At 70.1% G+C, this 11,618-nt stretch carries 9 protein-coding genes and 2 pseudogenes; 9 read left to right on the top strand and 2 right to left on the bottom strand.

The window, feature by feature from the left end; genetic code table 11:
* Nucleotides 1-511 precede the first annotated feature (511 nt).
* From ACZ5XS_RS05110 to ACZ5XS_RS05075, 8 genes are all read left to right on the top strand, one after another.
* Complete coding sequence (locus tag ACZ5XS_RS05110; protein WP_468647876.1) at nt 512-1,525, top strand: hydroxyacid dehydrogenase; 1,014 nt, start codon at nt 512-514, stop codon at nt 1,523-1,525.
* A gap of 596 nt (nt 1,526-2,121) precedes the next feature.
* Nucleotides 2,122-3,210, top strand: coding sequence for a LacI family DNA-binding transcriptional regulator (locus tag ACZ5XS_RS05105; protein ID WP_468647874.1), 1,089 nt, complete (start codon nt 2,122-2,124; stop codon nt 3,208-3,210).
* Between the two features lie 388 nt (nt 3,211-3,598).
* Entirely contained in the window at nt 3,599-4,933 is a 1,335-nt protein-coding gene (locus tag ACZ5XS_RS05100) for an ABC transporter substrate-binding protein (RefSeq protein WP_468647872.1), read from the top strand.
* Nucleotides 4,934-4,943: 10 nt separating this feature from the next.
* Complete coding sequence (locus ACZ5XS_RS05095; RefSeq protein ID WP_217236757.1) at nt 4,944-5,828, top strand: carbohydrate ABC transporter permease; 885 nt, start codon at nt 4,944-4,946, stop codon at nt 5,826-5,828.
* Nucleotides 5,828-6,766 (top strand): carbohydrate ABC transporter permease, encoded by a 939-nt coding sequence (locus tag ACZ5XS_RS05090; RefSeq protein WP_468647869.1) that lies wholly within the window; start codon nt 5,828-5,830, stop codon nt 6,764-6,766. The genes ACZ5XS_RS05095 and ACZ5XS_RS05090 overlap by 1 nt, the downstream gene beginning before the upstream one ends.
* 22 nt (nt 6,767-6,788) lie before the next feature.
* On the top strand, nt 6,789-8,372 hold the full coding sequence (locus tag ACZ5XS_RS05085) for a glycoside hydrolase family 43 protein (RefSeq protein WP_468647868.1): 1,584 nt from the start codon (nt 6,789-6,791) through the stop codon (nt 8,370-8,372).
* A 186-nt stretch (nt 8,373-8,558) separates the two neighbouring features.
* Nucleotides 8,559-9,614: a LacI family DNA-binding transcriptional regulator gene (locus ACZ5XS_RS05080; RefSeq protein ID WP_468647866.1), complete on the top strand. Its 1,056-nt coding sequence runs from the start codon at nt 8,559-8,561 to the stop codon at nt 9,612-9,614.
* Nucleotides 9,615-9,831: 217 nt separating this feature from the next.
* Nucleotides 9,832-10,311 carry a helix-turn-helix domain-containing protein gene (locus ACZ5XS_RS05075; protein ID WP_468647864.1) on the top strand — a complete coding sequence of 160 codons (480 nt, stop codon included), beginning with the start codon at nt 9,832-9,834 and terminating at the stop codon, nt 10,309-10,311.
* A gap of 36 nt (nt 10,312-10,347) precedes the next feature.
* Here the strand turns inward: ACZ5XS_RS05075 and ACZ5XS_RS05070 are convergent, their stop codons facing one another.
* Both ACZ5XS_RS05070 and ACZ5XS_RS05065 read right to left on the bottom strand, forming a co-directional pair.
* Nucleotides 10,348-10,887 (bottom strand): peptidoglycan-binding domain-containing protein, encoded by a 540-nt coding sequence (locus tag ACZ5XS_RS05070; protein WP_468647862.1) that lies wholly within the window; start codon nt 10,885-10,887, stop codon nt 10,348-10,350.
* A gap of 220 nt (nt 10,888-11,107) precedes the next feature.
* Nucleotides 11,108-11,428: pseudogene (locus ACZ5XS_RS05065) on the bottom strand (ThuA domain-containing protein); the annotation flags it as partial.
* Here ACZ5XS_RS05065 and ACZ5XS_RS05060 point away from each other — a divergent pair.
* Nucleotides 11,411-11,614: pseudogene (locus ACZ5XS_RS05060) on the top strand (VOC family protein); the annotation flags it as partial. The pseudogenes ACZ5XS_RS05065 and ACZ5XS_RS05060 overlap by 18 nt on opposite strands.
* Between the last annotated feature and the right edge of the window lie 4 nt (nt 11,615-11,618).

The following is an 11,618-nucleotide window of genomic DNA, read 5'->3' as shown; positions in this document are numbered from 1 at the left end:
GGGGACCGACCGGGGCCCATGAAGAGATCGCGGTAACCGTTTAGGCAACCGGTTGTCCGACGCTGGGGCAGAGCTTCTTACTGTCCGGAAACGACGTCAAGAGTCCTGACGAACTTTCGAAAAGACTGAGTAACCTCGACGTCACGGCCGACCGGTCGAACTTTTCCGGTGGAACGCGGCCTGATCTGCGAAGGCGATCGGGAACCGGAGGGACTTTTCGGCGCCGGCGACTTGGGAACCGGTTGCCCAACGGATGAGGCGAGAAGTTCCCCTATGCGGACGTCCGGCACCCGGCAGGGGCACCCCGAGGGCGCCGCACAGGGTCCGCACACAGCCCGCGGGATGCGCACGGGCGCAGTAAGCGATTTCGCGCCATCCCAGGATGCCCGGCCCGGACATGTCGGCCAAGACCGTCCCCGCCACACCGTCCTGCCGATTGACCGCCCGTCACTGCCAGATCTACGGTAGAAGACGCTTTCAGAAAATGTTTCCAGCGTGCGTCAGGAGAGACATGCCCAGCCCGCAGCCACCCAGGGCCGTGTTCGCGATGGATCCGGTACACCTCCCCCTGCTGTTCCCCCCGCCGCTCACGGCACGGCTGACGCAGGCCGCCGGCCTCGACCCCGCGCTCGTCGTGCGCGACTTCACCGACCCTGCCTCGGCAGACGCCCTGGCCCACGCCGAAGTACTGATCACCGGCTGGGGCTGCCCCCGCCTCGACGCCGACGTCCTCGCCGCCGCACCCCGGCTGCACACAGTCCTGCACGCCGCCGGCTCGGTCCGCTCCCTGGTCGGCGACGCCCTCTGGGAACGCGGCATCACCGTCTCCAGCGCCGTGACCGCGAACGCCCTGCCCGTCGCCGAGTACACCCTCTCGATGATCCTGCTCGCCGGGAAGGACACCTTCACCCACCGCGAACGCTTCCGCGCCACCCACACCCACCCGACCCACACCGAGACCGCCCACACCGGCAACGTCGGCCGCCGCATCGGCGTCATCGGCGCCTCCCGGGTCGGCCGCCGACTCCTCGAACTGCTCCGGCCCTTCGACTTCTCGGTCCTACTCCACGACCCCTACGTCAGCACCGCCGAAGCCGCCGCTCTCGGCGCCGAACTGCTGTCCCTCGAGGACCTGCTCAGGCACAGCGACATCGTGTCCCTGCACGCCCCGGACATCCCCGAGACCTACCGCATGCTCGACGCCGGCCGACTCGCCCTGATCAGGGACGGCGGCACCCTCATCAACACCTCCCGCGGCGCACTCGTCGACCCCGACGCGCTCACCGACGAGCTGGTCTCCGGCCGCCTGCACGCCATCCTCGACGTCACCGAACCCGAACCCCTGCCCGCCGGCTCCCCCCTCTACCGGCTGCCCAACGTCTTCCTCACCCCGCACATCGCCGGCTCACTCGGCAACGAGCTGGAAAGGCTGGGGCGCATCGTCGCGGAGGAGCTGGAGCGGCTGATGGCGGGGACACCCCTCACCCACGAAGTGCGGCACTCGGACCTGACCCGGGTCGCGTGACTGGGCTGGATGGCTCAGTGGCCCACGGAGCGCCGTGCTGGATGGCTCAGTCGCCTACGGAGCGCGGTGCTGGATGGCTCAGTCACCTACGGAGCGCGGTGCTGGATGGCTCAGTCGCCTACGGAGCGCCCAAGCCGGTGTCGAGACCTCGACCGTGCTCAGCCCTTCGGGCCTCCGCGCGCTCGAGGTCTCGACACCGGCGCGCCCCTTCGGCTCCCTCGCGGCCGACGCGTCGGACCAGTGCCCTTGGTGGGCTCTTGCCCTTCGCCGGTCACCCGCCGTCACTGCCGGCCCTGCCGGCCTTGCCGACCCTGTTAGCCCTGTTAGCCCTGCCGGACAGGCGGACAGCCGAACCGATCTCCTGGACCGCCCGGCGGGAACACGACTCCCGGCATCCGGCCGGCATCCGGCGCAAGCGGCCCGCACACCGAGCGGAACCCGGCTCCCGGCACCGGCGAAAACCGGCTCCGCACACCTCGCAGAAACCATGGGATACGGTTTCCGCACCGGCGTCGAGCCGGTCCCCCGACCCTCCGCCCGGAACCGGGCATACGGTTCTCCGGCGCAGCAGTCGCAACGATGAAGGAGCCGCAACGGTGAGTCAGCGCAAGGCGGCCGGTGACGCCGGACGGGCCACCATTCGCGATGTCGCGGAGCAGGCGGGCGTCTCCGTCGCGAGCGTGTCGCGCGTGCTGTCGGGCAACTACCCGGTCTCGGAGGAGCTGCGCCGCCGCGTGATGAAGGTGGTCGGCGACCTGGACTACGTCACCAACGCGCACGCCCGCTCCCTCGCCGGGGGCGGTACGCCGACGGTCGCGATCCTCATCAACAACATCACCGGCGCCGCCTTCGCCCACGTGGCCAAGGGCGTCGAGGGCGCCGCCGCCCTGCGCGGCTGGCTGTCCCTGGTGGGCACCACCGGCGACGATCCCGAGCGGGAACTCGCGCTGGTCAACCTCATGCGCCAGCAGGGCGTCGCCGCGGTGGTCCTGCTCGGCGGGGCCTACGACTACGACGAGTACCAGCTGCGCATGGCCCGCTTCGCCCGCTCCCTGGACGCGGCCGGCTCGCATCTGGTCCTGGTGGGCAGGCCGCCCCTGGAGGGCGACGTGCCGGCCACGACCGTCGACTACGACAACGAGGGCGGCGCCTATGCCATGGCCAGCCATCTGCTCTCGGCCGGCCACCGCAGGGTCCTGGTGCTGCCGGGGCACGCCGAACTCACCACCGCGCAGGGCCGGTTGAGGGGCGCGCAGCGTGCCTTCGAGGCGTACGGCGTGGCGTTCGACCCGGACATGGTGCGGCACGGGCCGTACGACTACGAGCACGGGTACGAGGCTGTCGAGGACAGTCTGCGTGACGGGCTCGACTTCACCGCGGTGCTGGCCGGGACGGACGTGGTCGCCGCGGGTGCGATGCAGGCGCTGCGCGCGGCCGGTCTCAGGGTGCCCGAGGACGTCTCGATCGTCGGCTACGACGACATCCCGCTGGCGTCCCAGCTCACCCCTCAGCTCACCACCGTGCACGTGCCGTACGAGGAGATGGGCCGGGTCGCCCTGCGCGCGGTCGCCGACCGGCGTGAGGGTGGTGGAGGCCGCCGCAAGGGCAGCGACGGCGACCATCTGGTGCTGGGCACCCATGTCGTCGTACGGAACTCGGTGCTGCCGCCTGCCCGGCGCCCGTAACTCGACTCCCTCAGATCTGCTCGGCAGATCGTTTCGTAAACGTTTTCCGGAAGTTTTTGGCAGAGGTCCGGGGGCGTGGGGGGCGCGGGGCGCGCTCGGTCCGGATTCCGGATGAAGGTTCCTGAGCTGTGGTTTTGTGAGGTCGGGCGCGTAACGCCGATGTGCACCGCACATCACGCCATGGACAAACCGGCGTAACAAATTGCCGCGCGCCTCTTGCTATCAGCAGGACCGCCGCCCTACCGTCCCAGCAACCGCTTACTACATCTTCCGCTTGGCCGACCCCCCGCAACCGCGAGCCGATGGTTTCCGGCCGCCGTTCCCGGCCCACATCGAGGCGCCGTTCTCTCCCTCTGAGTCGCCCTACTTTTCGAAGGAACACGGTCAGATGAACTTCACCAGCCCCCGGAGAAGGTTCGCCCGCGCAGCCGTGGCGGGACTCGCGTTGTCAGGTCTGCTTGCCGCGTGCGGCGGCTCCGGCTCCGGTGACGACGCCGAGTCGTCCGGTCCGGTCACCCTCCCCTTCTGGGGCTGGGCGAACGGCCAGGAGGCCGTCGTGAAGGCGTTCAACGCCTCACACAAGGACGTCCAGCTCAAGTACACCAAGGTCACCGACCAGCTGACCATGCAGAAGCAGCTGACCAACGCGGTCAAGGCCGGCAACGCGCCCTGCCTGCTGCAGAACACCGGCGAGTACGTCACGAGCTGGGTCTCGCAGGGCGCCCTCGCCGACATCACCGAGTACGTCGAGGCCGACAAGGACAAGTTCAACCCCGGCTCGTGGGCCGTCGGCCAGGTCCAGGGGAAGGTCTACGGCGTTCCCACCAGCTCGGCGCCCGCCTTCACCATCTACCGCACCGACGTCTTCCAGAAGTACGGCCTGAAAGCGCCCGCGACCTGGGACGACTTCATCGCCGCCGGCAAGGTGCTGAAGAAGCACGGCATAAAGATCACCAACTACGCCGGTGAGGACCCGAGCACCCTGGAGGTGCTCGCCATGCAGGCCGGGGCGCACTGGTACGCGATCGACGGCGGCTCCTGGAAGGTGGACTTCCAGGACGAGGGCACCCTGAAGGCCGCCAAGGTGATCCAGGAGATCGTCGACAACGACCTCAACTCCAAGCTCTCCTTCGCCGACTACGCGGCCGTGCAGCGCAACTACGACGAGGCCGGCACCGTGACGCGGCAGATCTCCACCTGGCAGATGTCCGGCATGGTGCAGAACTTCACCAAGTCCTTCGGCAAGTGGGCGCTGGCCCCCTGGCCGACGTTCACCGGCGAGGCGCCCAAGACTCCTGCCGGGACCAACCAGAGTGGCGGGCTGACGCTGGTGACCGAGCAGTGCGAGAACAAGGAACAGGCCGCTGAGGCGGCTCTGTGGATGTCCACCGACGCCGGTGCGGTCAAGACCATGGCGAGCCCGGAGACAGGCAGCGGTGTGATGCCCGCGGTGGCCGACAACAGCTCGTACGTCCCGGAGGCGATCCCCGAGAAGCTGCTGGGCAAGAACTACGGTCCGGCCCAGAAGGTCGTGACGGACAGCATGGGCACCATCACCGACGACTGGACCTTCGGCCCGAACTGGACCGCGATGTTCACGGAGATGCAGGACGAGTGGGCCGCGGTCGTCGCCAAGAAGCAGAAGGTCACCGATCTGCTCGCGCACATGCAGGAGTGGACGGTCAACGACCTGAAGCAGCGCGGCATCAGCGTCAAGGGCTGAGGCACACGACATGATTCGCTCGCAGCGCTGGAAGGGTGCCGCCTTCACGGTGCCCTTCCAGCTCGGCTTCGTCTTCCTCTACCTGCTCCCGATCGGTTACGCGGTCCACGAGTCGCTGTACCTGGAGAAGCAGTCCGGACTCGGTCTCGGCGGCTCGACCACGGAGTTCGTCGGGCTGGAGAACTACCAGCACGGCCTGACCGACCCGGCGTTCATGACCTCCATCCTGAGGGTGGTGCTGTTCGCCTGTGTCCAGATCCCGTTCATGCTGCTCGTGAGCCTGATGCTGGCGCTCTGCCTGGACGCGGTCACCTCGCGGGTGGCCGGCCGGTTCCGGATCCTGCTGCTGGTTCCGTACATGATCCCCGGCGTGGTCGCGGCCATCGTGTGGATCAACCTGTACAGCCCCGAGGTGGGTCCCCTGACACCGCTCGGCGAGCTGTTCGGTTTCGACTGGAACTTCTTCTCCCCCTCGATGGTGTGGCCGTCCATCGGCAACCTGCTGACCTGGCACGGCATCGGCTACAACATGGTGATCATCTACGCGGCGCTCCAGGGTGTGCCCCGCGAACTGTTCGAAGCCGCGCGGCTGGACGGCGCCTCGGAGCTGCGGATCGCGCTGAGCATCAAGATCCCGTTCGTGCGCGGCGCGCTCGTCCTGACCGCACTGCTGTCGATCATCCAGATGCTGCAGATCTTCAACGAGCCCGCGCTGTTCCGGAACGTGACTCCGCAGACGGTCAGCGACAGCTTCGCCCCGATCATGATCATCTACAACCAGGCGTTCAACGCCGGCAACTACCACTACGCCGCGGCCCTGTCCGTGCTGCTCGCCCTGTTCCTCGGCGTCGCGTCCTTCCTCTTCTACCGGCTGACCTCGAGGGAGGCGGACTGATGGCACTGACGGAAAACCGTAAGGAAAACGGCACGGAGACCGGCAGTGAGCCGCCCCGCACGCGCACCGTGCGGCGGCTCACCCGTCCGGACCCCGCGGCGCGCTCCCGGGGCGGCCAGCGCTTTCTCCTCGTCGGTCTGGCCCTGGCGAGCGCCTACAGCCTGTTCCCGGTGTACTGGCTGATCATCGCCGCGACCAAGGACCGTGTGGGGCTGTACCAGAGCAACGGGCTGTGGTTCTCCGACATGCACCTGTGGGACAACCTGCGCCAGGTGTTCACCTACGGGGACGGCATCTTCCTGCGCTGGACCGCCAACTCGTTCCTGTACGCGGGCGTCGGCTCCCTGGGCGGTACCCTCATCGCCCTCGCCACCGGCTACGGCCTGGCCCGCTTCGACTTTCCGGGCCGCAGTGCCGTGTTCGCGTGCGTCGTGGGCTCGTTCCTGATCCCGATCGCCCTGCTCACCCTGCCGCTGTACCTGCTGTTCTCGGAGATCGGCATGGTCGACACGCCCTGGGCGATGCTGATCCCCTGCCTGATCAACCCGTTCAGCGTGTACCTCGCCAAGGTGTACACCGAGGCCACGATCCCCTTCGAGCTCCTCGAGGCGGCCCGCATCGACGGCGCCGGTGAGCTGCGGATCTTCTTCAGCATCGTGCTGCGGATGATGACGACCGGAGGCGCGACGGTGTTCCTGCTGGCCTTCGTGAACACCTGGAACGCCTTCTTCCTGCCGTTGACGGTGCTGCGCGGCGAGGAGAACTGGACCCTCAACCTGGGTCTGTACAACTGGTCCGGCAAACGCGCGGAGTCCGGCGTCGACCTGACCAGCCTGGTGCTGACCGGAGCGCTGCTGTCCATCGTGCCGATGGCGATCATGATGGTCGCGATGCGCCGCTACTGGCGGTCGGGCGTGACGATGGGCGCCCTCAAGTGACCGCATAGCAGGGAGCCGTGAAGTGACCCGACTGCGCAATCCCGTCATCCGGGGTTTCGCCCCGGACCCGTCCCTGGTGCGGGTGGGCGACTGGTACTACGTGGCGACGAGTTCCTTCGAGTGGTTCCCGACGATCCCCATCCACCGCTCCCGGGACCTCGCGCACTGGCAGTACGCCGGACACGTGCGGGGCGCGGCCCCCGGCGGCTCGCTCGCGGGGATCCCGGACTCGGGCGGCATCTGGGCGCCGTCGCTGAGCTGGGACGGGGAGCGTTTGTGGATGGTGTACGCCGTCGTCCGCTCGGTGGGCACGCCGTACTTCGACCTGGACACCTACGTCTGCACGGCCACGGACGTGAGCGGCGAGTGGTCGGCGCCGCGCCGGATCGCGAGCCACGGCTTCGATCCCGCGCTCTTCCACCACGAGGGCCGGCTGTGGCTGCTCAACATGCAGAGCGACCACCGGCCGGGCGGCAGGCGCTTCGCGGGCATCGTGACGACGGAGCTGGACCGCAAGACCCTTGACCCGATCGGCGGCACCCATCTCCTGCTCCAGCACGAACGGCTCGTCGAGGGGCCGAAGTTGCTGCACCGCGACGGCTGGTATCACCTCGTGCTCGCGGAGGGCGGCACGGGCGTCGAGCACGGGGTGCTGGTGGCACGCAGCCGCGCGATCACCGGCCCGTACGAACTGGACAGGCAGCCCCTGCTGACCACGCGCGACGACGCCTCGGTGCCGTTGCAGAAGGCCGGGCACGCGGAGCTGGTGGAGACACCGGACGGCGAGTGGGTCATGAGCCACCTCACGGCCCGCCCGCTCGCCACGCCGGACGGCCCGCGCTGCACCCTCGGGCGGGAGACCGCGATCCAGACGCTGACCTGGGACGAGGAGGGCTGGCCCAGGCTCCGGCACGGGGGCTGGCATCCGGCGGTCGAGGTCGACGTACCGACGAAGCGGCAGGAGCTCGGACCACCCGTTTCCGAGGAGCCGTTGGGCTGGCCGTGGAGCACCCTGCGGGCCCCCGCGGATCCGTCCTGGGCCGACACCGGTGCCCGCCCGGGGTGGATCCGGCTGCGTGGCCGGCACGGGCCCGAGTCGTGGTGGGCGCACAGTCTGCTGGCCCAGCGGATCACCGAGCACCGCGCGGAGGCCGAGGTCACCGTCGAGGCACGGCCGCGCACCTTCACTCAGGCGGCCGGCCTGGTGCTCTGGTACAACACCGAGGCGTATCTCGCGCTCGACCTGACCTGGGCGGAGCCCGAGGGCGAGGGGCAGCACGGCCAGCAGTGGCAGGGGGGCGGGCGTACGGTGCTCAGCCTCGTGGAGCGCGAGGAGGGCGACACCCGTCAGGCCGCGGTCGTCGAGGTCGACGCGGACGGCCCGGTCACGCTCGGGGTGACGGTCGACGGAACCCGGGCGCGGTTCTGGTACGTCCGGGAAGGCGTGCGCACACCGGTCGGGCCGGCGCTGGATTTCGGCAAGCTGTCCGACGACCACGGGTCCCGGCTGCGCTTCACCGGGTCGATGGCCGGCGTGCATGCCGTGGATCCGGTCGACGCGGCGTTCACGGCCGACTTCACGGGGTTCCGGCTCCTTTGCCGGTAGTTGCCCGCCCGGTGGGGGGTTTCGAAAGTGGGTGCCCGCCAAGACCTGCGAACTCCGGCCCCTTCCCGAGGTACTGCGGCGAACCTAGGGTAGAGAGCGCTTACTATCCGTTTGGTCTCCCGACCGCGGAGGCAGCGCTGTCGAAACTTTCCATGGCCCTCGGGCGGGCCGGAGAGGTGGTTCCCCATGGTCCGTACCGAGAGCGCCGGCATGACGGCCGGGCCGACCCTTGCGGTCGTGGCCCGGGAGGCGGGGGTCTCCGTGCCCACCGCGTCCAAGGTGGTCAACGGCCGGGAGGACGTCGCCCCCGAGACCCGCCGCCGGGTCACGGAGGCGCTGGACCGGCTCGGTTACGTCCGCAGACCCCGCTTCGACGCGGCGAAGGCGTCGGGGCTCGTCGACCTGGTCGTGCACTCGCTGGAGAGCTCCTGGTCGGGGGCGGTGCTGCACGGGGTGGAGGCGGCGGCCCACGACGTGGGTCTGGAAGTGGTGGTGTCGGCCGGCCTGAACAGGACCCGCGGCGGCCGTCCGGAACGCGGCTGGCTCGACAAGCTCATCGCCCGCGGCTCGTCGGGGGTGCTGTTCAACCTGGCCGAGCTGAGCGACTCCCAGTACGCGTGGCTGGACCAGCACCGCATCCCCTTCGTGATGATCGACCCGGTCCTCGAACCGCCGCCCGGCGTGGTGTCGGTGGGCGCGGCGAACTGGCACGGCGGGGTGACGGCGACCGAACACCTGCTGGCGCTCGGCCACGAGCGCATCGCCGTCGTCGCCGGCCACCAGCGCAAGATGTGCAGCAGCGCGCGGGTCGCGGGCTACCGCTCGGCGCTGGCGGCGGCGGGGGTGCGGCAGCGTCCCGAGTACGTCCGGCACGCCGGCTTCGACGAGAGCGTCGCCCACCGCCGGATGCGGGAACTCCTGGACCTGCCCGAGCCGCCCACGGCCGTCTTCGTCTGCTCGGACCGGATGGCCCTCGGGGTGTACGAGGCACTGGCCGAGCGGGAGTTGAGCGTGCCGGACGACATGAGCGTCGTGGGCTTCGACGACCTGCCCGAGGCCCGGTGGCTCTCCCCTGCCCTCACCACGGTCCGCCAGCCGCTCGCGGAGATGGCGGCGACGGCACTGCGGTTGCTGGTGCGGATGATGGAGGGCGACCGGCCGGAGAGCAAGCGAACGGAGCTGTCTACACGGCTGGTTGAGCGGTCGAGTACGGCCCCGCCGCGCGCCCGGACCCGCGCGTGACTCCCCTGCCCCCGGTGTCCGTGGAGTAGCCGGACCTCACCGCACGGGCCGATGCCGTCCCCGACGTCTGCATGGGCCACCCACCGCCGGATTCGCTCACTTTTGCTCATATACGGAGGGAGGGAACTGGCCGGGTCGGCGGGGCGTCGAAGGATGCGGCGGGGAGGGGGGCCGTCGCTCGGGGGCGGAGCGGCGGCGAGTACTTGGGGGACGGACCATGACACGCTGGCGGCCGCTGCCGGATGCGCTGCCGAGGGAGGCACGGCACCTGGTCGGGCATCTGCGTGCGCTGAAGGACCGTACGGGCCTGAGCCTGGCCGAACTGGCCCGGCGGACCGCGTACAGCAAGTCGTCCTGGCAGCGGTATCTCAGCGGGGTCAAGCAGCCGCCCAGGGGCGCGGTGCAGGCACTGTGCCGGGTCGCGGGAGCGGATCAGGCGCGCCTGCTGGCGCTGTGGGAGCTGGCCGACCCGACGTGGCCGCACGGAGCGGGGACGCCTGCTGCGGGGATGCCTGCTGCGGGGATGCCTGTCGCGCGGGCGCATGGTGCGGTGGTGCCGACCGGGGCGCCGAAGGCGGCGCCGCTGCCGCCCGGCGCCGAGTACCGGCGATGGCGGGCGGCCGCACTGGTGGCCTTCGCGGTCGTCGTGCTGCTGGCGGCGGGGCTGCTGTGGGCACTGCCGGAAGGGGGCGGATGACCCCACGGCCACCCGCCCCCCTCCACGTCGGTGCTGTCAGCCGACCTTGTCGTAGTACGCGATCTTCCAGGAGCCGGCGCCCCTGAGCTTCACCCGGTACTTCCCGCTGACCCGCTTGAAGGTGACGGTCCGGGCGTCGCCCCAGTACTGGACGCTGCCGCCCGTGTAGGGGCCGTGAAGCCGGTTCTGGGCGGACTGCCAGCAGTCGCCGGTGACGACGCCGTCGTTCTCCGGAAGGCCGTAGCGGTCCTGCCACCACTGGGTGGCCGACTCGGTCTCCGGGCCGAACGAGCCGTCGACCTTGTTCTTCGTGAAGCGGTGCCAGTCGCCGTCCTCGTCCTCGTACAGGGCGCCGTCCGCCCACAGGACGGTCTCCCACAGGGCCGTGGCGTTGCTCCGGGCGTAGTCGTCGACGCCGAGGTCCTCCTCGTCGTGCCAGTCGTCGTGGACGACTCCGCTGCCGTCGATGCCGTGGTAGCCGGCGGCGTTCGCCGCCGGCGCCAGGGCCGTCACGCCACCCCCGGCGACCAGCAACGCCGCCGACACCATCGCGACCACCCGATTGCGCTTGCTCATACGGTCTTCCTTTCCGAACCGCCGACCCCCGTGGTTCCCCCCTGGGGCGGCTCGCCTCGCTTGGCACGACACAGCGTCACGGTCGCGGGGCGGCACGGCGAGGCCTGACAGCACACCTGGACCGCAGGGGGACGGTCCACGCCGTGTACGGCCATGTCCCCGCCGGGCGCGGGTCGTTCGGGGACCAGGTGGGACGGGGGTGGGACGCGTTCCGCCTCCCTCAGCCCTCGTCCTCGTCCAGCCGGGCCGCCCAGGTGATCCCGCCCCGCAGGTGGGCGCGGAAGTCCGGATCCTCGTAGGCCTCGCAGGCGTGCCCGAGGGCGGTGTAGAAGACCTGCCCCTCCCCCTGCTCCCGGCACCACACCAGCGGGTGGTCTGCGCCCATGCCACCGCCGTCGTACGACGTCTCGTCGGCGCACGCCAACACGCGTACCCCGCCACGCGGGTTGGTGCGGAAGTCGTACCACTCGTCGGTGAACTCCCAGACGGCGGGCAGGTGCCGGGTCGCCGGGTGCGTACGGTCCTCGTCGACTGGGGTTCCTCGCCCCATCCCTCGGCCTCGGGCCTGTCCGCCACTCCCCTGCTGGCGCTGTCCGCGAGCGCCCCGGATCCGGAGGAGATCCGGCCGCTGCTGGACGCGGTCGGGACCGAACTGCCCCTCGTCCGGGGCCCGGTGGGGATCTCCTTCACGGTGGACACACCTCGTGGCCCGGTGACGTTCGGCTGACAGG

The sequence above is a fragment of the Streptomyces sp. NPDC033131 genome (genome assembly GCF_055578365.1).
This window is presented reverse-complemented; position numbering and strand designations above follow the sequence as displayed.

What these genes read in the sequence shown, in the direction of transcription:
- ACZ5XS_RS05110 (WP_468647876.1), top strand. Translation starts at nt 512, where the DNA reads ATGCCCAGCCCGCAGCCACCCAGGGCCGTGTTCGCGATGGATCCGGTA.
- ACZ5XS_RS05100 (WP_468647872.1), top strand. Translation starts at nt 3,599, where the DNA reads ATGAACTTCACCAGCCCCCGGAGAAGGTTCGCCCGCGCAGCCGTGGCG.
- ACZ5XS_RS05095 (WP_217236757.1), top strand. Translation starts at nt 4,944, where the DNA reads ATGATTCGCTCGCAGCGCTGGAAGGGTGCCGCCTTCACGGTGCCCTTC.
- ACZ5XS_RS05090 (WP_468647869.1), top strand. Translation starts at nt 5,828, where the DNA reads ATGGCACTGACGGAAAACCGTAAGGAAAACGGCACGGAGACCGGCAGT.
- ACZ5XS_RS05080 (WP_468647866.1), top strand. Translation starts at nt 8,559, where the DNA reads ATGGTCCGTACCGAGAGCGCCGGCATGACGGCCGGGCCGACCCTTGCG.
- ACZ5XS_RS05075 (WP_468647864.1), top strand. Translation starts at nt 9,832, where the DNA reads ATGACACGCTGGCGGCCGCTGCCGGATGCGCTGCCGAGGGAGGCACGG.
- ACZ5XS_RS05070 (WP_468647862.1), bottom strand. Translation starts at nt 10,887, where the DNA reads ATGAGCAAGCGCAATCGGGTGGTCGCGATGGTGTCGGCGGCGTTGCTG.